This is a genomic window from Thermocrinis ruber (genome assembly GCF_000512735.1).
Taxonomy (GTDB): domain Bacteria; phylum Aquificota; class Aquificia; order Aquificales; family Aquificaceae; genus Thermocrinis; species Thermocrinis ruber.
This window is the reverse complement of record NZ_CP007028.1, coordinates 425,271-445,115: the sequence shown is the minus strand read 5'-3', so window position 1 is coordinate 445,115 and position 19,845 is coordinate 425,271. Positions and strand designations below refer to the sequence as shown.

Here is a 19,845-nt window from a genome sequence, read left to right as displayed (position 1 = left end):
AGGTTTCCCATGAGGCTGACGGTAGTAGGAGCAGGGTATGTGGGGCTTACCACCGCAGTGTGCTTTGCCCACCTTGGCAACGAGGTTATGGTGGTGGAAAAACTGCCTGAGAAGGTTCAGACTTTGAAAGAGGGAAAGGTGCCCTTTTATGAACCGGGCTTGGAGGAAATGCTGAAGGAAAACCTAAGCCTGGGAAGGCTCTTTTTTACCACGGACCTAAAGGAGGGTCTTGACTTTTCGGATGTGATATTCATATGCGTGGGTACTCCTCAAAGGCCCGATGGTTCTGCGGACCTTTCTCAGGTGGAGGAGGTGGCAAGGGAAACCGCCAAGCTTATGGAAAGCTACAAGCTTTTGGTGGAAAAATCTACCGTTCCCGTCAACACCCATAAGCTCATAAAAAGGACCGTGGAGCGGTATTTGAAAAGGAGAGGAAAGATTTTAGAGTTTGATGTGGTATCAAACCCGGAGTTTTTGAGGGAAGGCAGTGCGGTGAGAGACTTTCTGGAACCCGACAGAATAGTAATAGGTGTGGAAAGTGAGAGGGCACGCCGGATAATGGAGGAGCTCTACAAAGACTTTAAATGCCCTATTATCTTTACAGACCCTGCCACCTCCGAGCTTATAAAGCATGCGTCCAACTCCTTCTTGGCTATGAAGATCTCCTACATAAACATGGTGGCAGACCTGTGCGAGAAGGTTGGGGCGGATGTTAGGCTTGTGGCGGAAGGAATGGGGTATGACAAGAGGATCGGCAGGGAGTTCCTCAGGGCGGGCATAGGCTGGGGCGGTAGTTGTTTCCCAAAGGACATAAAGGCTTTTATAAAGATGGCTAAAGATCATGGCGTGGATTTTTCCCTCTTGGAGGAAGTAGATAAGATCAACCAGAGGAGGGCTGTCCAGTTTGTGGAAAAGGTCAAATCTGTGCTTTGGAGCTTGAAGGATAAAACCTTGGCAGTTTGGGGACTATCCTTTAAACCAAACACTGACGATATAAGGGAGGCTCCCTCCCTAAGACTGGTGCCCATGCTTTTGAAGGAAGGTGCCCGCCTGAAGCTCTACGACCCGAAGGCTATGGAGAACTTTAAAAAACTGTATCCTCCCGGCAAGGACTTAGATTATGCACCAGATATGTACTCCGCGGTGGAAGGTGCCAGCGCACTGCTCATCTTTACCGAATGGGAGGAGTTTCAAAGGGCAGACCTAAGCAGGGTAAAGGAGCTCATGGAACTTCCCATAATAATAGACGGCAGGAACATATACGAACCCAAGGTGGTTAGAGGGCTTGGGTTTGAGTACTACGGAGTGGGAGTGCCCTAAAGGACCTCTAACTTTGCCCGCAGGGCACCCGCAGACTTTATAGCCTGAAGTATAGATATGATCTCCCTTGGAGTGGCACCAAGCTTGTTTAGACTTTCCACCAATTGGGATACGGTGGCACCCCTAAGCTCAACGAGGCGCCTTTCCTTTTCCTCCACTTTGACTTCCGTCCTTGGCACCACCACCGTCTGCCCAGGTGAAAGGGGTGGAGGTTGAAAAACTTGGGGAGTCTCCTTTATAGTAACCGTCAACGTGCCCACTGCCACAGAGACAGGGTTTATAACCACATCTCCACCTAGCAGGACGGTCCCTGTCCTTCCGTCTATGACCACTTTGGCAACGGAGGGCACATCCACCTCTATGTCCTCCACACGGGCTAAGAAATCCACGACGCTCATACCCTGTGGAACCCTGAGCTTTATGGTGGAACTATCCAAAGCCTGCGCCACATTCTGTCCAAACTCGGTGTTTATTCTATCTTGGATATGCTTTGCTAAAGAAAAACTGGGATTATCTAAGTAAAGGAATACCTCTTCCCTCTGCGGATACTCGGGTAGGGATCTTTCCACTATTGCACCGTTGGGAATCCTTCCCACTGTGGGTGTGTTCTGAATTTGTCTGGCTCCCTGACCCCTCGCTTCGTATCCGCCCACGATTACCTGCCCCTGGGCTAAGGCATATATCTCTCCATCTGCCCCTCTGAGGGGTGTTAGCAAGAGGGTTCCACCCTCCAAGCTCTTGGCGTCTCCTATGGACGCAACCTCCACATCTATGCTCATACCCGGCTTTGCGTATGGGGGTAGCTTGGCAGTTACCATTACCGCCGCCACATTCTTTACAGTGATCCTACGTGGATCCACTGCAATGCCCATACGGTTGAGCATGTTTGCTATGCTCCTTACGGTGAAAAGTGTAGCCTTGCCGTCTCCTGTACCTTTCAAACCTACCACCAGACCATAACCTACCAGATAATTGCTCCTATGCCCCTCTATAACCGCTATGTCTCTGATCTTCGTACCATAGGCAAGGCTAAAGAGCAGGACTAAAAGGGCAAGACCTTTGCCAATATGCGAGCCAACCATCCTGGGCTACCTCCGTCTGCCAAAAATCCTCTGCCGTCTATATAAACCTCCAAATTGGCGATCTTATCGCTAGTTACGGTGTTTGATGAATCTATGTCCTGTGGTCTAACTATACCCCTGAGCACAACCTCCCTCTGGGCATTGTTCATGTAAAAGGCTTTCTTTGCCTCTATGAGCATGGTGCCGTTTGGATAGACCTTTACCACCCTACCCGCTAACTTGGTGGTAAGAAGCCCCGTCTGCTGAACCCTGCCGGTGCCTTTAGTACTGAACTGACCCGATCCCTGGGCTGATAGTTTATCCAAAGTGCCCACACTTATGCCAAAGAGGGAAGCCACCGATTCTTTAAAGCTGGCGGACTTTCCAGTTTGGTTTGCCACGCTTTCCACTGCGTTTATGCTCTCAATCACCTGCACATAGATTATGTCCCCTACCTTGCTTGCCCTTAGATCTGAGTAGAGGTCGTTAAAACCCTCCTTTGGCATCAAGCTACCCTTTCCTGCGTATTCAACCCTTTGCGCCTGGGCAGGATAGGGATTTTTCCTTTCATACTCCTCTAAAGTGGAGGGCTTTGGAGCGCATGAGAAAACAAAAGCCAAAATCAAAAACACACATGCAAACCTCATTCCTTCTCCCACCTCTCCTTTATCACACACTCCACCTCCACTGGCACCTTTTTTAATATAATACTGCCAGCCCTTTTCATAGCCCTTTCCAAAAGCTCCGCAGTCCTTTCTCCCTCCTCCATGGGACATTCCACCACTATCTCGTCATGCACCAAGTTTATCACATGGGCTTTGATGTTTTCCCTTCTGACCTCTGCGTCAAATATGAGCACGGAGAGTTTTAAGAGGTCCGCACCGGTTCCCTGTATGGGATAATTGACCGCGTCTGGGAAGGTGTGGGCGGTGTATCTTCTGCCAAGCAAGGTATAGCCCTCCGATTTACCTTTTTCCCTTAATTCTTTCTTCACCCTTTCGTGCCAATCCTTAAAGCCTCTGAAGTGTTCAAAAAATCTTGCTCTTATTTTCTCAGCTTCCTCAATGGAAAGGGCTATGCCGTAGGAAGAGTAAGCGTATTCTGCCAAACCCTTTGCGGATATACCGTATATGAGCCCGAAATTTACCGCCTTTGCCAACTGCCTCTCTTCCTTCGTAATTTCTTCCTCCTTTTTCCCCAAGAGCACACTGGCAGTGTATTTGTGCATATCCCTCCCTTCCCTAAATACCTTTATCATGCTCTCATCGTTTACATACTCTGCGGCAATCCTCAGCTCTATTTGAGAAAAGTCCGCTATCACAAAAACGTTTCCTTCCTCCGCCTTAAAGATTCTTCTTAAGCTCCGTGGAATGTTCTGCACATTGGGGTTCATAGAAGACATTCGTCCGGTTATTGCACCTATCTGCTTGAACTCTGGATATACCCTTTTCCCTCTCAAACCGCCCTTAATCTCCTCAAGCTTATCTAAGTTCTTTTTTATCTCTCTTATCTTCAAAAGCTCCCTTACCGCAGGGTTTTCTATGTGCTCCGCCAAGTATTTGTCATCGGTGGATATGTTGCCCTTTTCTGTTCTTGGAAGGTCCAAGCCAAACCTTTTGACCAAAAGCTCTCCCACCTGCTTGGGAGACATAGGGTCCGTTCTGTATTTGACTAAAAAGTCCATCACCCTTTTTTGAAGCTCCTTAGAGAGCTCCTTTACAAGCCTTTCCAGCTCTTCCACATCCACCGGGAGCCCGTTTCTTTCAAGCTTTGCCACCTCCTGAACAAAAGCCATTTCCACTATGGCTATGGGATTTTTGAGCCCAAAGACCTTTGCGGTCCTGGTTTTAAGGAGATTTTCCTCCACCACCGGTGTAAGACTGTTTAACCTCTCAAGGAGCAGTGGAAAGAGCCTTCTGACCACCTCCACATCCAGGGCGGCATATTCTAACTGTTCCTTTGAGAGCTTTGAGGAGCCCCAGTTGGAAAGCTGAAGGCTCTTGTCTAAGACCTCTCCCAAATACTGCATGGCTAATTTCTGAAGGGAGTGCCTGTCGGAGTCTCCCAACAATTGACTGGCGATCATGGTATCAAAGACTGCATAGGGTTCTATTCCGTAGCCAAGCAGATACTTTAGGTCAAACTTCAGATTATGCCCCACTATGCCCTTCTGGGAAAGCAGATCCTTTAAAAAGTTAATTCCTACATCACCGAGCTCGAAAAGGTCCAAAAGGAGTATGTCTTTTTCAGTTCCCAACTGAACAAGCCTTATGGTGCTGTCTCCCACCGTTTCCGTGTCAATATACAAAAAGGGTATATCCTTAAAGCTCCCTTCCCACTTGGCAAGGGATTTTGGAGATGTGATGTATTCAAAGCTCACCTTCATGGCTCTTTACTGGGCTTAGCTTTTCTATTTCCACCTGCATGGCAGTTTCGTCGCAGGAGGGAAATTTAACACAGTTTATACATTCACCCCAGACTTTGTGAGGCAGGCTCTCCTTGCTTATTGTGTGAAAACCGAGCTTTTCAAAGAAGTCCAAGGCGTAGGTTAGCACAAACACGCGCTTAACGCCAAGCTCCTCTGCTTCTTTCAAGCATGCCTGCACTAAGGCAGTGCCTATTCCCCTGCCCTTCATGGACTCCATGACCGCCAAGCTTTTAATCTCCGCCAAATCCTCCCACACCACATGCAAGGCAGAACATCCCACGATTTGTCCATCCTCCTCATAAACCCAAAAATCTCTGATGTTTTCATATATGGAGTTTAAACTCCTTGGAAGCAAAAGCCCCTCCTTGGCGTAGGAGTTTATAAGGGAGTATATTCCCACCGCATCCTTTAGCTTTGCCTTTCTTAAGCCCATAATTTAATTCTATACCTCGTGGGAAGTTTGTGTTATTCTCTATATATAAATGCTTGACATAGAGCTTCTGAGGAAAAACCCAGAGTTTGTAAAGGAAAGACTGCGTTTAAGAAAAGAAGACTATCCAAGATTGGTAGATGAAGCGCTAAGTCTTGACGAAGAAAGAAGGTCTATACTCAGAGAGCTGGAAGCCCTCAGGGCAGAAAGAAACGCACTAAGCAAAGAGATCGGAAGGCGCAAATCTAAAGGAGAGCAAACCGCAGAGCTTGAGGGTAAGGTAAAAGAGATAAAGGAGAAAATAGAGGGCTTGGAGGATAAGCTTTCCAAGGTGGAGGAACAGTTAAAGAGCGTCATGCTCTCTATTCCCAACATACCCCATCAAAGCGTGCCAGTGGGAAAGGACGAAACGGAGAACGTGGAGGTTAGAAGGTGGGGTGTACCGAGAGATTTTGACTTTGAGCCCAAAGCCCACTACGAGATAGGAGAAGTTTTGGGTATTCTGGACTTTGAGAGGGGTGCAAGTCTTGCTGGTAGCCGGTTTACCGTTATGTGGGGTTGGGGGGCAAAGTTAGAGAGGGCTCTGATAAACTTTATGCTGGATTTTCATACAAGCAGGGGCTACAAAGAAGTATGGGTTCCCCATCTGGTAAAGCCCGAGATCCTTGAGGGAACTGGACAACTTCCCAAGTTTGAAGAGGACCTGTATTTTTGCGAGAGGGATAGTCTGTATCTGATACCCACCGCAGAGGTGCCCCTGACGAACTTATTTAGGGATACCATCCTTGAGGAGAAGGACTTGCCCATATACCTGACTGCCTACACTCCCTGTTACAGAAGGGAGGCGGGGGCTTACGGTAAGGACATAAGGGGTATAATCCGTCAGCATCAGTTTGACAAGGTGGAGTTGGTAAAAATCGTCCATCCGGACACTTCAGACCAGGAGTTGGAAAAGCTAACCGCAGATGCGGAAGAGATCCTCAAGCTATTGGGACTGCCCTACAGAGTGGTTGCCCTTTGTACCGGAGACCTTGGCTTTGCTTCTGCAAAGACTTACGATATTGAGGTCTGGTTCCCCTCTCAAAATAAATACAGGGAGATATCTTCCTGTTCCAACTGCACGGACTTTCAGGCAAGGCGCATGAACACACGCTTTAAAGACAGCGAAGGAAGAAAGAGGTTTGTGCATACCCTAAACGGCTCTGGCTTGGCGGTGGGTAGGACCCTTGCAGCAATTTTGGAAAACTATCAACAAAAGGATGGCTCCGTGGTAGTGCCGGAGGTCCTCAGAGATTATCTTAAGGCGGATGTTATAAAACCCGATGGAGCTTGATGTAAAAAACCTTTCATCGGATGAACTTTACGATATTCTTGTAGACTGGGTGGCACCAAGACCCATCGCTTGGGTATCTACCTTGAGCAAAGAGGGTGTTATTAATTTGGCACCCTTCAGCTTTTTTAACGTGGTCTGCGATCAACCACCTGTTTTGATGCTGTCCATAAGTAAAAAAGAAGATGGTACCAGAAAGGACACAGCCCGTAATATCATTGATAGTGGAGAGTTTGTGGTCAATTTCCTTGAATATAACCTTTTGAAAAAGGCTAGGCAAACAGCAGAAGATTTCCCACCCCACGTTAGCGAGTTAGAGGTTGTCAAACTAATGCCCGAGCCATCCGCAATAGTAAAGCCTCCAAGGGTAAAAGAGTGCCCCGCAAGCTTTGAGTGTAGACTATTGGAACACAGGGAGCTTTATAACTACGACCTTATCCTTGGAGAGGTGGTCTTTATAGTAATAAGAAAGAGAAGGGACTACAGGGTGGGAAGGGTTGGAGAGAGATTTTGTAAATGTCCAATTTAAACGCACCCTTCCCTCTGTAGAAACTGATTTATGTTCTCCTTTTTGTTTTTGTAAAACTCCTCTTTCACATACCTTATAACGCAGGCAAGGGTCTTTGGAGGCGTATAGCCCGGAATCCTTAGGATGATCTCTCCTTGGGAGTTGTAAAAGATTATGTGAGGGTATGCCCTAACGCCCAAAGCCCTTGCCAGGTCCTCCTCGGTGCTCTCTCCCTCTTTACCATCAAGCCTGTATCTCACTCTGGCGTTGCTCTCCGCAAGGAGCTTTAGAACATCCATACCTTCCACTGCTTTTTGTAGCTGTGGGTCCCTTTGCAGGTCTTTGTCCAACTGCTTGCAGTATATACAGCTTTCACTTTCCACGATCAGCATGGCATAGGGAGATTGAGGAATTAAACTCTTGGTTCCGTAAGGGTTGGGTCCCTTGTCCTTTTCTCCTTTACAGGAGGATTGGGTGAGCACTATGCTTAGGAGAACCATAAAAAAAGCGATAAACCTACTCATGGCTTTAAAATATATCCCAATTGGGAGCACGAAGCAACTTGAGGCTTAAAAAGTTCTACGGACAGCATCTTCTTGTGTCTCCGGGGGTTTTAAAAAGAATTGTAGAGTTTGCCCGCTTGAACGCTGAAGACGTAGTGGTAGAAATCGGTCCCGGCACGGGCAATTTAACAAAAGAGATATTAAAGGAACCGATAAAAGAGCTCCACTGCTTAGAGATAGACAAAGACATGATAGAGGAGCTAAAAAAGCTACAAGATCCAAGGCTCAAAATCTATCATACCGATGCGAGCGAGTTTGACTATTGCCTTTTGGGAAACTCCTTAAAGCTTTTGGGAAATTTGCCCTACAACAGTGCGAGCTTGATCCTTGAGAGGACCGTTCTTTCCTACAAATGCGTTACGATGGCGGTTTTTATGGTTCAAAAGGAGGTGGCACAGAAGCTGGTAAAAGGCCTATCTTGGCTTGGCGTCTTTGTTAAGACCTTCTTTGAAACAGAGTACCTTATGACTGTTCCCCCTCGCTTCTTTTTGCCACCTCCAAAGGTTCAGTCGGCGGTAATAAGGCTAACCAAGAAGGAGCCAACCCCTGAAATAGAACCAACGGAATACAAAGCTTTTTTAACCAAGCTCTTTTCCCTCAGGAGAAAAGCTTTAAAGAACAAGTTCCCTGAAGAGCTTCTGCATAGGGCAAGCATAGATCCCCAAAAGAGGGTGGAGGAGCTGTCTCTGGAGGAGATACAAAGGTTGTATTTTCTCTCAAAAGCCTGACTTCCAAAAGCCCTTGCCCTCTTCCCTTGCTTTCCTTTGGGCCTCCAAAAGAATATCCTGATACTTAACATTTGGTGGGATAGTATAGACCTGTGCCATTCCTTCTCTTACCAAAATCTCGTTTAGCATTCTGCCATCCTTCAGCCACACATAAGCCAAAACCCTCCCATATCTATCCGTCTTTTGCACGTCCTGTTCCAAGTAAACAATTTCTCCCTCTGGCAATAGCTTTTTAGTAAATTCTGCGGCAATCTTTCCCATGCGGAGGATCTCCTCCCTTTCCAAACCACTCTTTTGAACATCCCTTTCAAGCTTTGGATTTACCCTACTTTCAGGCGTATCTACACCTATAAGCCTAACCTTAATTTCCTCACCGTTTTTGAGGGTGCAGGTAAAAGTATCTCCGTCTATGACCCGGACAACCTTGCAGGGAGTTCCCTTTTTCTCTGCAGGTGTTGGCGTGCTTTTACCACAGGAAACAACAAAAAGTATTAAAGGAATAACTAAAAGCCTCCACATAGCTTTTTATTTTAAAGCAAGAGTTTATACTTTATTTTTTCTATGAAGGTTGCGTTGGTGCTCTCAGGCGGTGCTATTAGGGGCGTTGCCCACATAGGAGTTATAAAAGCCTTAGAAGATCTTGGCTTTGAAATCTCAGCCATAAGCGGTGTAAGTGCGGGTGCCCTGGTGGGTGCCTTTTACTGTGCAGGATACACACCGGAGGATATGTTAAAGATCGTAAAGTCCAAACACTGGCTCAGATATATAAAGCCAAGACTTCCAAAGTTGGGATTTTTTTCCCTGATGGACGCAAAGAGGTTTCTAAAGGACTACCTAGAGGTAGAGCGCATTGAGGAGTTAAAAAGGGAGTTTCATATATGCGCTTTAGATATCCTTAGTGGAAACACCCTTTACTTTTCGGAAGGAGAACTCTATGAACCCCTCCTTGGAAGCTGTGCATTGCCTGGTATCTTTGAACCGGTGAAGTTTAAAAACTTTCTGCTTTTGGACGGAGGTATTACCAACAACCTTCCGGTGGAGCCTGTGCAGAACAAAGGGCTTTTCATAGTGGGCGTAGATGTTAATCCTACTTCTACCATTGGAAAGCCAAGGAGTATGTTTGCGGTGCTAATAAGAAGCTTTCTTTTGGCGGTCAGGTCTAACGCAGATAAAAGGAAGGAGCTATGCAATGTGGTCATAGTGCCCGATTTGGAGAATTACTCTCCATACAATCTATGGAAATTGGATGAGCTCTACTATCTTGGCTACAAAAAGACCTTGGAGGTAATGAAGGACTTTCATGGACAATAAAATTCTCATAGACCCTTCAGAAGACAGGATAACCATAGGTAAAAAAGTTTCAAAGCTTGCATTACCCATCATCTTCTCAAACCTGCTTTACGCGGTAGAAACTAGTGTGTCCCTTATATTGGTTTCGGGTATTTCTTCCACCGCGGTGGCGGGAGTGGGATACTCCAACAGCATGCTTTGGTTTGTGTATTCCCTATCGGCTTTGTCTTACACGGGCACATCCGTGTTAATAGCCCAAAGGGTGGGTGCAGGAAAGGACCCTTCTCCAGCCTTTCTATGGGGACTGATCTTAGCCTTTTTGATTGCCATACCTTTGACCTTTTTTGGTGCAGACATAACCACAGCCCTTATGGTGCAATTTGGTGCCTCAAAGGAGGTGGCAGAAGTATCCTACCAATACCTAAAACCCATATTTCTCTTTATTACCTTGGGCTTTCTCCTAGATGTCTTCTACGGCGCTTACAACGGCTACGGAGACACAAAGACCCCCTTCAAAATAGACCTTTTAATAAGTTTGACAGACATAATCTTTTCTTATCTTCTCATATACGGAAAGTTTGGCTTGCCCAGGTTGGAGGTGGCGGGTGCAGGCTGGGGAATGGTCATTGCAGAAATACTTGGTCTTTTGGCATACCTTTACCTATACATTGCCTACAGAAGACCCTTCCCTGTAAGACTAGACCTAGGAAGGGATGTTCTTCTAAAGATGCTGAGAATTGGCAGTCCCACCGCCCTTGAAAGGGCTATCACCAGCCTCTCCTTTAACATCTTTGTGGGTATGGTTGCCAGATTTGGAGACAAAGCACTCGCTGCGCACCAAGTGGGTTTGAGGGTTGAGAGTGTGTCTTTTATGGTTGGCTTTGGGTTTATGATCGCCTCCACTATAGTCTCCGGACAGAACTTTGGTGCTGGAAACTATAAGGGCTTACATCGTGGCATATCCACCATAGCCCACCTTACCGCCCTTATAATGGGTCTGGCTGGAGTATTTCTGCTACTATTCCCAAGGGAATTTTCCTACATCTTTGTAAAGGACCCAGAGGTGGTGGATTTAGCGGTATATTATTTGGTAATCGTAGCCCTATCTCAGCCCCAGATGGCATACGCCAGCATATACTCGGGAGCCTTAAAAGGCATGGGAAAGACCCACATACCTCTTATGATCAACATCTCCTCCTTTTGGCTTTTCAGGATAATCCCTTCTTATGTCTTTTTAAAGTTCTTTCCCTCTCCAATCGTGCCTTGGGTCTTTATGAGCGTGGAGACCACTTTAAGGGCACTGATCTTTTACCTTGCCTACAGATGGATCATTTCTAAGCTAACTTCGCCTACTATTAAGGAAATTCCGACATCCTGATTGACATTTACCAAATCTATCCTTATCACAGAACCATCACCTCCTCTCAAGCTGTATATGAACAATTTTTTGTGATCCTTAGCAGACCCCTTAAGGATCTCTTGGGAGTAGGCAAAGAGCCCAAGAACAAACAGCAGAGTAAAGACCAAAACTCTCACGGCATACTCTTTTTTAATTTCTCAAGTCCTTTGCAATTAAAAACATCACCATTTCTTTTGCAGTGAACAGGATAAAGCTTACCTTCTTGATTTACCTCAAAGTAAAAGTGGTCTTTGTCTTTGATATAGAGTTTTTTTATATACTGGATTTTGTCCTTTTTTTCAATGTCTGTGTCAGTAGCAAATATCTGTTCGCATGAGAGTTTGTATTTAGAGGCTATCTTACAGTGGGATATACGAGTGATTAGAATGCCTTGAGCCATATAGTGATTTAGGCAGAGAATGTCTTCGGTGGATAAATTCTGACATTGTCCAGGATATCCGCTTTCTGCATGGAGCAGACTTCCCTCTTCATTGAATACTATATACCCTCCGAAATTGCTGGCGTGAGGCTCACATTTATAGCTGTGATACACCGCAAGCCAGAGGTTTCCTACCTTTAAAGTGTATTCTATTACAAAATCTGCGGTGCGGTTCAAGGGTTCACCCATACCACCCTTGGTGGTGAAAGGAGGACATTTTTGACAAAATATACGTGTCTGCATGCTTTTTGGATTGAACTCAACGACTGGAGGAACTGGACAGACCCCTCTTAATACTTCAAAAGTGCCTAACCCTATGGAATACCCAAAGCTTATCAACAGAAATATTAACCACATCCCAAACCCTCCTATAGTGTTTATAGAAAGCTTATTTAGGACATTATTTGCAAATCAAAGAAAGCCTCATAAAAACGGTTATAGTTTGCAGGTCTTTGGTAGGTTGAGGTGCAGATATGCCTTTGACTTCTGCATATGTGGGTAAGTAAAGCAGTGGACCGTCGTAGGTTATGCTTTCTATTTGGCATTCCCTTTTAAGCTTTTTGCTAATTTCGGTGGCAAATGCGGTCGCTTTGTCAAGGAGAGAAAACATTAGCTCTTTCCTTTTGGCTTCCTGAGCATTTTCGGAAACAATCCATTGGGTCCCATGGATGGAAAAGCTTATGCCCTCCATTTGGGCAAGCTTTTGAAGTATCAGGTCTTGGTCTTTGGCATCCTTTAATCTGAACTGGTATAAGGCTTGAGCCCTAAAACCTTCGCATTTTTGGGTGTTCTTTTCCATAAAACACTTTCTATCCACCCAATAGTTCCCTCCAGAGTAAGAAAGTCCCAGTTGGCTCAGCTCTCTATCTACCCTTCCCAGTAAAGAGAGGGCTTTTATTTCTTTATCTGCTTCCGTAGAGATGGTCAAGGTAAGAATGTATATATCGGGTGCTATCTGGGTGGATTGGGCAAGATTAACAAAAACCCTTATAGGATTATCCTGTGCAAAAGACAAAGCCCAAAGGCTCAAAAGCAAGAAAAGGAGTCTCATCACAAAGATTATAGCTTAAACTTTCTTTCTATGAAAAAGGACCTGAGTTCAATGCTCGTTCAAGGTGGAAGGTTCAACAGTGTGGAGGAGTTGAAGGACTATTTAGTGGAGTATGTATTGGAGCTCATCCTTATTGAGCTTGAAAACCTTCCAAAGGACCAGTGGGAGAAAACTCTGAAAACTTGGGAAAAGATTGTACTCCTTTCTTACGGAATGATGAATAAACCTTTGGAAGAAAGAGAAAAGCTTTATGAGCGTTGGAGGTTTGACGCGGTGATGAAGACTATTGTGGAAAACTTGGCGGAAGCCCTGAGGGAATCTGCACGCCTTGGGCTTTTGAAGGAAAAGCAAGAGCCCAGAAAACTTTTGCAGGTCGCCTTGCAACATGCCCTGAACAAAGGGCATCCCAAAAAAGAAACGCTCTTGGAAGTAAAAAAACTTATGGTTTTGGGCTGAGCCAGTACACAAAGACCAAACTAAAAAGCACCGCCAGTAAGACAGGGATCGTTAGCACAAAGCCCACCTTCATGTAATATCCCCAAGATACGCGCACCCCCTTGTATTCCAAAATATGGAGCCAGAGAAGGGTAGCCAAAGAGCCTATGGGAGTTAGCTTTGGTCCTATGTTTGTTCCCACCAAGTTCGCCAAGGCTAAAAATTGGGTGATACTTTCAGGTAGCTGGGCGTCCTTTACCGATAGATTGACGATCATCACCGTGGGAAGATTGTTCATGGTTGCAGAAAGAAATGCGGAGAGCAGTCCTGTTCCCACAATGGAAAAGGGCTCTCCAGCTTCAAAGAGCCATCTTATGGCATACACCAAGCTATCAGTGAGCCCCACCTTCTTTAGGCTATAAACCACCACATACATACCAATGGAGAAAAACACAATCTGCCACGGAGTTAGAAGGGCTATTTCTTTGACTGACACGACCCTATTTTTCAGCGTGGCAAGGGTGAGCAAGAGGGCACAAAGGCCGAGAATCACCGAGATGGGCACTTGGACCTTTAACAGCTCCAAAACCAAAAAGCTAACACCAATAAAAAGTATTACAAGCCAACCCATCGCAAAAACCAGAGGGTCCCTTATGGCATACTTGGGAGGGTAGGCTTCAAGCACCTCCGGATCATATCGTTTTATCAAGCTCTTTTTGTAAAAAAGATACAAGACAAGGATGCTTGAGATTATGGCAACAAGGTTGGGCAAAAACATTAAAAAGGCAAACTTCCAAAAGTCTATGCCAAAAAAGTGGGCGGTGATGATGTTGGTGAGATTGGAAATCACCAAGGGAAGGCTTGCGGTGTCCGCAATAAAGCCACTGCCCATTATGTAGGGCATGATCGTGGCACTGGGCAGGTTAAGGTGTTTGATCTTTGAGTAGATTATGGGCGTTAGCATCAAGGACGCACCATCGTTGGCAAAGATGGCAGAGATAAATGCACCCAAAAGCATAAGAGAGACAAAAAGCAAAATTCCGTTGCCCTTAGCGTAGCCTATGGACTTTAGAGCCATCCACTCAAAAAAGCCCGCCTTGTCTAAGATGATGGAGATAAAGATCAAAAAGACAAAGGCAAGGGTAGCATCCCAAACCAAAAGGGTAATGTAGACCACATCAGAAAAAGACACCAAGCCCAAGGCTAAGCAGGTGATGGCTCCCAGCCACGCAGACCAACCTATGCCGAGATTTTTGGGCTTGGCAATAACCAAAAATAGAGTTAGAAGAAATATCCCAAGGGATAAGAGCTTTTCCATCTATCAGATTCCCTTTATAAGCTCCTCCACCCTCCTTTTGATTTCGTCTCTTATCTTTCTAAAAAATTCCAGCTTCTCTTCTTCAGAACCCTCATACTTGGCAGGGTCCGGTAGTCCCCAGTGTTCCATCCGTGCCCCGGGCACCACAGGGCAGGTCTCCTTTGCATCTCCGCAGAGGGTTATAACCACATCAAGCTCCCGGTATGGAATATCCTCTATGGACTTTGGATAGTGGGCGGACATGTCTATGCCCTCTTCCTCCATAACCCTTATGGCGTAGGGATTTACCCTCTCTGCAGGCTGGGAACCGGCGGAGTAAATTTCCACCCGTTTTCCGTATAGCTTGGCAAAATACTTGGCGTATGCCTCTGCCATCTGGCTCCTTGCAGAATTGCCCGTGCATATAAAACCTATCTTCATGGCTCACCTCCCAAACAAAAGGTTAAAAAGGTATCCTGCGATCACTATTGAGATGGATACGATGCCAGCAAACATAAGGATCAGCTTTGGTTTCATGATCTGCTTTAGGATCACAAACTCGGGCACAGAAAGGGCAGTGGTTGCCATCATAAAGGACAGGGCGGTGCCAATGGGAACTCCCTTTTCAATGAGGGCTTGGATAGCCGGCAAAATACCCGCAGAATTAGAATAGAGAGGCACACCCACCAACACCGCCACAGGAACAGATAAAAATCCCGCGGACTTCATTAGTTCTCTTACAGTCTCTTCTGGCACATAGTTATGAATAAAGCTTCCCACACCTATTGCCACAATTATGTAAGGAGAGACCTTTTTTAAAATCTCCTTTAGGTTGCCAAGGGCAAAGTTTATCCTGTCCTTAAAAGAGATCTCCTTTTCCTGAACCTCTCCAAACTTCAGCTCAAAGACATAATCCTCTATAAGGTGCCTTGGGTTTAGCCTTTCTATGATAAAACCGCTAAAGATGGCAACGGATACTCCAAAGACCACATAAGCTAAGGCAACCTTATAGCCAAAGGACGCAAACAAAAGCCCAAGGGCTACCTCATTGACCATGGGAGAAGCCACCAAAAAGGCAAAGGCTGCACCCAGAGGAATGCCCGCCTCCACAAAGTCAATAAACATGGGCACCGCAGAACAGGAACAAAAGGGCGTAAATATGCCAAGCACCGCAGAAAGAGGAATAGCCAGAGCTTTTTGCTTAGAAAGTATTCTCCTTGTCTTCTCCAAGGGAAAGTAGCTTCTGATAAAGGAGATAACAAAGATGATCAGGGCGAGCAGTGTAAAGATCTTTAGTGTATCGTATATGAAAAAGTGAAAAACACCGTAAAGCTTTTGATTTGGGCTCAAGCCCAAGAGATTGCCAACCACATAATGGGCAAAGGCGTCGTATAATTCAAACATCTCAGTCTTCCGTTATCAGTTTTTCCACCACCTGCGGTGCAGGAATGGGTGCACCGGCGTGTTTTACCTTTCCATCCACCACAAGCACTGGCGTGGTCATAACCCCAAGCTTAGCCAGTTCCCTAACATCCACCACCTTTTCAACCTCTGCGGGAATGTTCTTTGACTTTATTAGGGTGCTGACCACACTGTAGAGTAGCTCACAGTTGTTGCAATTGGTGGCGCTTATAACTTTGACCTTCTTCATGGCTCTACCTCACAGGCTGTTGTTTGAATTTTTGAAACTTCCATACCTTCTTCAATAAAGGGCAAAACCGCCCTAAGCATAGGATTTTCAAGGTTTAACCTGTAATAGACCCACCTTCCCCTCCTCTCCCAAAGCACCAAATCCGCTTCCCTTAGTACCCTCATATGAAAGGAAACATTCGGTTGAGAGAGCCCGAAGGCTTGAGTAATCTGACAGACGCACAGCTCTTTGGCAGACAACAGAGCCCTAACGATCTCAAGCCTGATAGGTTCAGAAAGTGCAAAGAAAAACTTAACGAGTTCTGTTACTTTGGTTCCAGTTTGCATAAAAATAATTTTATATAAAATTTGCCTTATATGTCAATTTTTAGCAGAGGCTGTTCTAAAAACACAAACCCATTGGTGCGTGAAGGTTTTGAGGCTAATTAAACTTCCTGCTCCTGTAAAGCAACCACCAAAAGGCTTATTATTCTGTTCCCCTCCATTTTATCAATAACAAACTTGTATCCACCATACTCAAACTCATCTCCTTCCTCGGGCACCTTGGATAGATGCTTCATAGCAAAGCCTCCTATGGTATCGTATTCGTAGTCCTCGGGCAGTTCAAAGCCAAGCCTTTTTGAAAGGCTTTCCACAGGTACCCAACCGTAGGTTTTGTAAACGTTCTTTCCCACCTGTAGAACATCCTCCTCCCAGCTTTCAGGAAAGCTCTCAAAAAGAAACTTAAGGATGTTTCCAAGGGTTATAAGACCAGTTAATTGACCATGTTCATCCACCACCACCGCTATCTGGGAATTGCTCCTTCGCATCTCCATTAGCAGGTTTTTCAGAGACATTACCTCTGGAACAATCAGAATATCTCTTTTAAATTCTTTCAAAGACCTTTGGGCATTTTCGCTAAAGGGCACTATGTCTTTTACAAAGAGCACACCTGTTATGTTATCGGGTTCCTTTGAATAGAGAGGTATCTTGCTGTGCTTCCTCTTTAAAATTTCCGGATATACTTCTCCCACTTTGCTGTCCTCGTCCAATATAAACAGGTCTGGTCTTGGTGTCATTATCTCTTTGACCGTTGTTTCCCTTATTGAAAGGGCCTTCTCTACCATCTTTTTTTCCTCCTCGCCAAAGAAGCCCCTGCCGTAGCCAAGATCAAAAACCTCCCAAAAAACCTCCTCAGGTTTTTTCTTCCCTTCATCCAATGGCATGAAAGCGTCCACCAATTTTTTGAACAAAAACCTGATGGGTGTGAGAAGAGTATGGACAATATAAAAAGGCAGTGCGTAGATGAAGGATAGAACAGTGGCAAAGGGGAAGACTATATTTTTAGGAATAACCTCTCCAAAGAGAAAGATCAGCATGCTTAGAATAGGGGCAGATATCGTGGCACCCTTTTCCCCAAAGTGGGAAATAAAAAGCTTGGTGCCATAGGCGGAGATCAGAACATTGACGATCTCGTTGCCAATAAGGATAGAAACTAAAATCTCCTTTGGCTTTGCCAACAGCCTATTAACTAAGCTATAAAACCTTCTTTGGGAGTATTTTCTTAGTAAAAATCTGTTGGTGCCAAAGAAAACTACCTCCGAGGAGCTAAAAAAGCCCGAAAGGAACAAAAGGAAAAGAAACAAAATTAGTTCAGTATATATTACAACTGACGAGCCTTCCATCTACGTAAACCTCCCTAAGCTGGGACAGGCACTCCTCCTTCCTCTCTTGACATAAATGATAAAAGGGGCACACCGCCTCCGAATAAAAGAGTATATCTGTAATTTCTGGGCTTTTTCTTTGAGAGGGATGCTCTGCGGGCAAATTCTGAATCAGATACCTGGTGTATGGATGGAGGGGGTTTTTCAAAACTTGCTCCTTTGTACCCCACTCTAAGAGCCTTCCTCTGTAAAGAACCGCCACTCTGTCTGCACAGTACTGCACCGACCTAACATCGTGGGTTATGAGTAAAACAGACACACCCTTTGCCTTCATTTTTAAAAAAAGGTCAAGTATGTCCTTTCTGAGGCTTGCGTCCAAAGAAGCGGTGGGTTCATCCGCCACCAAAAGCTTTGGTTCCAAGAGCATAGCCCTTGCTATGGCAACCCTCTGCTTTTGCCCCCCTGAGAGTTGAAGGGGTCTTCTTTCCAAAAATTCTTCTCCCAAGCCCGCCTCCTTTAGTGCAGACAGAATTTTCTCTTCTCTGTTCTTAACACCATGTACTCGCAAAGGCTCTTCAAGAATTTCCCTAACGGTCATCCTAGGGTTTAAAGAGGAGGAAGGGTCCTGAAAGACCGCAGAAACTTTCCTTGTGTATTCCCTACGGTAGCTCCATATGTCCTTACCTTCAAAGAGAACTCTTCCTTCGGTGGGCTTTTCCAGCCTTAAAACTAGCTTGCCAAGGGTGGTTTTCCCGGAGCCCGATTCCCCCACCAAAGCCAAAAGCTCTCCTCTTTCCATCCGCAGGCTAACATTCTGCAAGGCGAAAAAACTCTTTGTTCTAAAAAGCCCCACACTCACCTTGTACGCTTTACTAACCCGCTCTAAGCTAAGAAGACTCATATGGTTCTTGAAAAGCGCATTTCCTTTTTCTTTGGTAAATACTGGTCAAAGGTCATAGCCACGTTTCTAACAAGAAGCCTGCCCATAGGCAAAACCCTTATAGACCTGTCCTTGATTTCTACCAGTCCATCCCTTTCCATATCTTTGAGTTTCTCAAGCTCCTCCTCAAAGTGCTCTTCAAAGTTTATGCCAAAAGCCCTCTCTATACGGTCAAAATCACACCTAAAGTTGCACATCAAATCCATAATTACCTCTCTTCTGAGAAGGTCCTCCTGCCCCAGCAAGAAGCCCCTCATGGTGGCAAAGTCTCCACTATCCAAAGCCAAATAATACTCCCTCAGGGTCTTGTAATTTTGAAAGTACGCATCGTAGAACATCCCAATGGATGTGGCACCTATGCCTATAAGATCCACGCCCTTTTTGGTAGTGTAACCCTGAAAGTTCCTCCAAAGACTTCCTTCCCTCTGGGCTATTGCCAGTTCGTCCTCTGGCTTGGCAAAGTGGTCCATGCCAATGTAAAGATAGCCCGCTGATTGAAACATTTCAATGGTCATCTCAAGGATCGTCAGTTTGTCCTCCGGCGGAGGAAGTGTACTTGGGTCTATTCTTCTTTGAAGGGGCTTTAGCCAGGGTACATAGGCAAAGTTATAAACCGCAACCCGGTCTGGATCAAGCTCTATGGTTTTTTCTATGGTTCTTCTGAACTTCTCTGGTGTTTGATAGGGAAGTCCATATACTAGGTCTATGTTTATGCTTTTAAAGCCCAGGTCCCTCAGTTGTTTCATAACATCCCTCATTAGGGATTCTGGTTGGATACGGTTTATCGCCCTCTGGACCTCCTCATCTAAATCCTGCAGACCCATGCTGACCCTGTTAAACCCAAGCTGTCTTAGGGTTTCCAACTGCCCCTCAGACAGATATCTTGGGTCTATCTCTACGCTTATTTCCGCATCCTCATCCACAGAAAAGTTTTCCTTTATCTTTGAGAAAAGCTCTTCCATTTCCTCCACAGTAAGGAAGTTGGGAGTTCCACCGCCCCAGTGGATCTGCACCACCTTCCTTGACTTGTCTAAGTATTTACCTAAAAGTTCCATCTCTCTGTAAAGGTAGTCCAAGTATCTTTTGCTCACATCCTTTCTGTGGGATATGATCACATTGCACCCACAGAACCAGCAAGCGCTCTCACAGAAGGGAATGTGAATATACAAAGAAAGAGGTCTTTTGCCCTGATTACTCTCTAATAGTTTTTTCTTGTAGTCTTCCTTTCCTACGCTTTCGGTGAACTCCGTGGCGGGAGGGTAGCTGGTGTACCTGGGACCCGGTTTGTCGTACTTCTCTATAAGACTTTTGTTAAAAATCGTTTTCATAGGTA

At 45.5% G+C, this 19,845-nt stretch carries 24 protein-coding genes; 7 read left to right on the top strand and 17 right to left on the bottom strand.

Annotation, left to right across the window (positions count from 1 at the left end; all coding sequences use genetic code 11):
- Window positions 1-9 precede the first annotated feature (9 nt).
- Complete coding sequence (locus THERU_RS02420) at window positions 10-1,320, top strand: UDP-glucose dehydrogenase family protein (protein ID WP_025305697.1); 1,311 nt, start codon at window positions 10-12, stop codon at window positions 1,318-1,320.
- Here the strand turns inward: THERU_RS02420 and THERU_RS02415 are convergent.
- Genes THERU_RS02415 through THERU_RS02400 form a run of 4 tightly spaced genes read right to left on the bottom strand, consistent with a single transcriptional unit; the run spans window position 1,317 to window position 5,242 of the window.
- A complete protein-coding gene (locus THERU_RS02415; protein WP_025305696.1) occupies window positions 1,317-2,402 on the bottom strand; it encodes a flagellar basal body P-ring protein FlgI in 1,086 nt (361 codons plus the stop codon). The two genes, THERU_RS02420 and THERU_RS02415, sit on opposite strands and share 4 nt — an antisense overlap.
- Entirely contained in the window at window positions 2,363-3,028 is a 666-nt protein-coding gene (locus THERU_RS02410; protein ID WP_038532027.1) for a flagellar basal body L-ring protein FlgH, read from the bottom strand. The genes THERU_RS02415 and THERU_RS02410 overlap by 40 nt, the downstream gene beginning before the upstream one ends.
- Window positions 3,025-4,767 carry a bifunctional 3'-5' exonuclease/DNA polymerase gene (locus THERU_RS02405; protein WP_156916184.1) on the bottom strand — a complete coding sequence of 581 codons (1,743 nt, stop codon included), beginning with the start codon at window positions 4,765-4,767 and terminating at the stop codon, window positions 3,025-3,027. The genes THERU_RS02410 and THERU_RS02405 overlap by 4 nt, the downstream gene beginning before the upstream one ends.
- Window positions 4,751-5,242: an N-acetyltransferase gene (locus THERU_RS02400; protein ID WP_025305693.1), complete on the bottom strand. Its 492-nt coding sequence runs from the start codon at window positions 5,240-5,242 to the stop codon at window positions 4,751-4,753. The genes THERU_RS02405 and THERU_RS02400 overlap by 17 nt, the downstream gene beginning before the upstream one ends.
- A 49-nt stretch (window positions 5,243-5,291) precedes the next feature.
- Here THERU_RS02400 and serS point away from each other — a divergent pair, with 49 nt between their 5' ends.
- Complete coding sequence (serS, locus tag THERU_RS02395; protein WP_025305692.1) at window positions 5,292-6,572, top strand: serine--tRNA ligase; 1,281 nt, start codon at window positions 5,292-5,294, stop codon at window positions 6,570-6,572.
- Window positions 6,562-7,098: a flavin reductase family protein gene (locus tag THERU_RS02390; protein ID WP_025305691.1), complete on the top strand. Its 537-nt coding sequence runs from the start codon at window positions 6,562-6,564 to the stop codon at window positions 7,096-7,098. The genes serS and THERU_RS02390 overlap by 11 nt, the downstream gene beginning before the upstream one ends.
- Here THERU_RS02390 and THERU_RS02385 read toward each other — a convergent pair.
- A complete protein-coding gene (locus THERU_RS02385; protein WP_025305690.1) occupies window positions 7,095-7,601 on the bottom strand; it encodes a thioredoxin family protein in 507 nt (168 codons plus the stop codon). The two genes, THERU_RS02390 and THERU_RS02385, sit on opposite strands and share 4 nt — an antisense overlap.
- Before the next feature lie 38 nt (window positions 7,602-7,639).
- Here THERU_RS02385 and rsmA point away from each other — a divergent pair, with 38 nt between their 5' ends.
- Window positions 7,640-8,368, top strand: coding sequence for a 16S rRNA (adenine(1518)-N(6)/adenine(1519)-N(6))-dimethyltransferase RsmA (gene rsmA / locus THERU_RS02380; protein WP_025305689.1), 729 nt, complete (start codon window positions 7,640-7,642; stop codon window positions 8,366-8,368).
- Here rsmA and THERU_RS02375 read toward each other — a convergent pair.
- The gene (locus tag THERU_RS02375; RefSeq protein WP_025305688.1) at window positions 8,357-8,887 is read right to left on the bottom strand and encodes a thermonuclease family protein; all 531 of its coding nucleotides are present in this window, start codon (window positions 8,885-8,887) and stop codon (window positions 8,357-8,359) included. The genes rsmA and THERU_RS02375 overlap by 12 nt on opposite strands.
- A gap of 42 nt (window positions 8,888-8,929) precedes the next feature.
- Between THERU_RS02375 and THERU_RS02370 the strand changes: the two genes are divergently transcribed.
- The gene (locus THERU_RS02370) at window positions 8,930-9,679 is read left to right on the top strand and encodes a patatin-like phospholipase family protein (protein ID WP_025305687.1); all 750 of its coding nucleotides are present in this window, start codon (window positions 8,930-8,932) and stop codon (window positions 9,677-9,679) included.
- Complete coding sequence (locus THERU_RS02365) at window positions 9,669-11,036, top strand: MATE family efflux transporter (protein ID WP_025305686.1); 1,368 nt, start codon at window positions 9,669-9,671, stop codon at window positions 11,034-11,036. The genes THERU_RS02370 and THERU_RS02365 overlap by 11 nt, the downstream gene beginning before the upstream one ends.
- Here THERU_RS02365 and THERU_RS08535 read toward each other — a convergent pair.
- The 3 genes from THERU_RS08535 to THERU_RS02355 all read right to left on the bottom strand — a co-directional run bounded on the left by THERU_RS08535 (window position 10,976) and on the right by THERU_RS02355 (window position 12,547).
- Complete coding sequence (locus tag THERU_RS08535) at window positions 10,976-11,194, bottom strand: hypothetical protein (protein ID WP_156916183.1); 219 nt, start codon at window positions 11,192-11,194, stop codon at window positions 10,976-10,978. The genes THERU_RS02365 and THERU_RS08535 overlap by 61 nt on opposite strands.
- Entirely contained in the window at window positions 11,191-11,685 is a 495-nt protein-coding gene (locus tag THERU_RS02360) for a hypothetical protein (protein WP_156916182.1), read from the bottom strand. The genes THERU_RS08535 and THERU_RS02360 overlap by 4 nt, the downstream gene beginning before the upstream one ends.
- Window positions 11,686-11,896: 211 nt before the next feature.
- Window positions 11,897-12,547, bottom strand: coding sequence for an SIMPL domain-containing protein (locus THERU_RS02355; protein WP_025305684.1), 651 nt, complete (start codon window positions 12,545-12,547; stop codon window positions 11,897-11,899).
- 30 nt (window positions 12,548-12,577) lie between these two features.
- On the opposite strand from THERU_RS02355, the gene THERU_RS02350 reads away from it, so the two are divergent.
- Window positions 12,578-13,003 (top strand): hypothetical protein, encoded by a 426-nt coding sequence (locus THERU_RS02350; RefSeq protein WP_025305683.1) that lies wholly within the window; start codon window positions 12,578-12,580, stop codon window positions 13,001-13,003.
- Here the strand turns inward: THERU_RS02350 and THERU_RS02345 are convergent.
- The 8 genes from THERU_RS02345 to hemN form a co-directional block, all read right to left on the bottom strand.
- Window positions 12,987-14,300, bottom strand: a complete 1,314-nt coding sequence (locus THERU_RS02345) for an arsenic transporter (protein ID WP_025305682.1) — start codon at window positions 14,298-14,300, stop codon at window positions 12,987-12,989. The two genes, THERU_RS02350 and THERU_RS02345, sit on opposite strands and share 17 nt — an antisense overlap.
- 3 nt (window positions 14,301-14,303) lie before the next feature.
- Complete coding sequence (locus tag THERU_RS02340) at window positions 14,304-14,720, bottom strand: arsenate reductase ArsC (RefSeq protein ID WP_025305681.1); 417 nt, start codon at window positions 14,718-14,720, stop codon at window positions 14,304-14,306.
- A gap of 3 nt (window positions 14,721-14,723) precedes the next feature.
- Entirely contained in the window at window positions 14,724-15,683 is a 960-nt protein-coding gene (locus THERU_RS02335; protein ID WP_025305680.1) for a permease, read from the bottom strand.
- Between the two features lies 1 nt (window position 15,684).
- A complete protein-coding gene (locus tag THERU_RS02330; RefSeq protein WP_025305679.1) occupies window positions 15,685-15,930 on the bottom strand; it encodes a thioredoxin family protein in 246 nt (81 codons plus the stop codon).
- Window positions 15,927-16,256, bottom strand: coding sequence for an ArsR/SmtB family transcription factor (locus THERU_RS02325; protein ID WP_025305678.1), 330 nt, complete (start codon window positions 16,254-16,256; stop codon window positions 15,927-15,929). The genes THERU_RS02330 and THERU_RS02325 overlap by 4 nt, the downstream gene beginning before the upstream one ends.
- 98 nt (window positions 16,257-16,354) lie before the next feature.
- Complete coding sequence (locus tag THERU_RS02320; protein WP_245565844.1) at window positions 16,355-17,554, bottom strand: hemolysin family protein; 1,200 nt, start codon at window positions 17,552-17,554, stop codon at window positions 16,355-16,357.
- A gap of 7 nt (window positions 17,555-17,561) precedes the next feature.
- Window positions 17,562-18,431, bottom strand: a complete 870-nt coding sequence (locus THERU_RS02315) for an ABC transporter ATP-binding protein (protein WP_245565843.1) — start codon at window positions 18,429-18,431, stop codon at window positions 17,562-17,564.
- Window positions 18,432-18,469: 38 nt separating this feature from the next.
- Window positions 18,470-19,840 carry an oxygen-independent coproporphyrinogen III oxidase gene (hemN, locus tag THERU_RS02310; protein WP_025305675.1) on the bottom strand — a complete coding sequence of 457 codons (1,371 nt, stop codon included), beginning with the start codon at window positions 19,838-19,840 and terminating at the stop codon, window positions 18,470-18,472.
- Between the last annotated feature and the right edge of the window lie 5 nt (window positions 19,841-19,845).

Coding starts and splice junctions, on each gene's coding strand:
- THERU_RS02410 (WP_038532027.1), bottom strand. CDS start 3,028: ATGAGGTTTGCATGTGTGTTTTTGATTTTGGCTTTTGTTTTCTCATGC.
- THERU_RS02355 (WP_025305684.1), bottom strand. CDS start 12,547: ATGAGACTCCTTTTCTTGCTTTTGAGCCTTTGGGCTTTGTCTTTTGCA.
- THERU_RS02420 (WP_025305697.1), top strand. CDS start 10: ATGAGGCTGACGGTAGTAGGAGCAGGGTATGTGGGGCTTACCACCGCA.
- THERU_RS02340 (WP_025305681.1), bottom strand. CDS start 14,720: ATGAAGATAGGTTTTATATGCACGGGCAATTCTGCAAGGAGCCAGATG.
- hemN (WP_025305675.1), bottom strand. CDS start 19,840: ATGAAAACGATTTTTAACAAAAGTCTTATAGAGAAGTACGACAAACCG.
- THERU_RS02360 (WP_156916182.1), bottom strand. CDS start 11,685: ATGGGTGAACCCTTGAACCGCACCGCAGATTTTGTAATAGAATACACT.
- THERU_RS02405 (WP_156916184.1), bottom strand. CDS start 4,767: ATGAAGGTGAGCTTTGAATACATCACATCTCCAAAATCCCTTGCCAAG.
- serS (WP_025305692.1), top strand. CDS start 5,292: ATGCTTGACATAGAGCTTCTGAGGAAAAACCCAGAGTTTGTAAAGGAA.
- THERU_RS02330 (WP_025305679.1), bottom strand. CDS start 15,930: ATGAAGAAGGTCAAAGTTATAAGCGCCACCAATTGCAACAACTGTGAG.
- THERU_RS02335 (WP_025305680.1), bottom strand. CDS start 15,683: ATGTTTGAATTATACGACGCCTTTGCCCATTATGTGGTTGGCAATCTC.
- THERU_RS02365 (WP_025305686.1), top strand. CDS start 9,669: ATGGACAATAAAATTCTCATAGACCCTTCAGAAGACAGGATAACCATA.
- THERU_RS02415 (WP_025305696.1), bottom strand. CDS start 2,402: ATGGTTGGCTCGCATATTGGCAAAGGTCTTGCCCTTTTAGTCCTGCTC.
- THERU_RS02390 (WP_025305691.1), top strand. CDS start 6,562: ATGGAGCTTGATGTAAAAAACCTTTCATCGGATGAACTTTACGATATT.
- THERU_RS02325 (WP_025305678.1), bottom strand. CDS start 16,256: ATGCAAACTGGAACCAAAGTAACAGAACTCGTTAAGTTTTTCTTTGCA.
- THERU_RS02400 (WP_025305693.1), bottom strand. CDS start 5,242: ATGGGCTTAAGAAAGGCAAAGCTAAAGGATGCGGTGGGAATATACTCC.
- THERU_RS02345 (WP_025305682.1), bottom strand. CDS start 14,300: ATGGAAAAGCTCTTATCCCTTGGGATATTTCTTCTAACTCTATTTTTG.
- THERU_RS02370 (WP_025305687.1), top strand. CDS start 8,930: ATGAAGGTTGCGTTGGTGCTCTCAGGCGGTGCTATTAGGGGCGTTGCC.
- THERU_RS02385 (WP_025305690.1), bottom strand. CDS start 7,601: ATGAGTAGGTTTATCGCTTTTTTTATGGTTCTCCTAAGCATAGTGCTC.
- THERU_RS02350 (WP_025305683.1), top strand. CDS start 12,578: ATGAAAAAGGACCTGAGTTCAATGCTCGTTCAAGGTGGAAGGTTCAAC.
- THERU_RS02375 (WP_025305688.1), bottom strand. CDS start 8,887: ATGTGGAGGCTTTTAGTTATTCCTTTAATACTTTTTGTTGTTTCCTGT.